This window comes from Psychrobacter sp. MES7-P7E (assembly GCF_002863645.1).
Classification (GTDB): domain Bacteria; phylum Pseudomonadota; class Gammaproteobacteria; order Pseudomonadales; family Moraxellaceae; genus Psychrobacter.
The window spans coordinates 1-325 of record NZ_PJBU01000062.1 but is presented as its reverse complement, the minus strand read 5'-3'; the positions used below and the strand labels follow the sequence as shown (position 1 = coordinate 325).

Below are 325 nucleotides of genomic sequence, written 5' to 3'. Positions count from 1 at the left end.
ATACACCGTTGCACAGGACAACTTAAGCAACCTTGCCACTACAGTCACTGTTAAAGTGGCGACGGGCAGCAGCGAGGTTGAAGCGGCGGACATTGCTTCTATTGGCTACATTGATGCCACAGGCAGTCCTGTGACCATTACCGACAGCGCCGCCATCGAAGCGTTACTAAATGGCACCACCACCTTGCAAGTCAAAGTACCTGCAGGTAGCACAGCGGCGCCTAAAATTACAGTTATCGTCAAAGATGATGACATCTATGAGGACAGCGAGCAGCTGAGCTTTGTTATCGACAGTGCTGATAATGCCGATATCGACAGCACCGTC

1 protein-coding gene is annotated in these 325 nt (G+C 51.1%); it reads left to right on the top strand.

Features of this window, described 5'->3' with window-relative positions; translation table 11 throughout:
• On the top strand, positions 1–325 hold a 325-nt coding region (locus CXF62_RS14655), incomplete at both ends, for a hypothetical protein (RefSeq protein ID WP_185156574.1).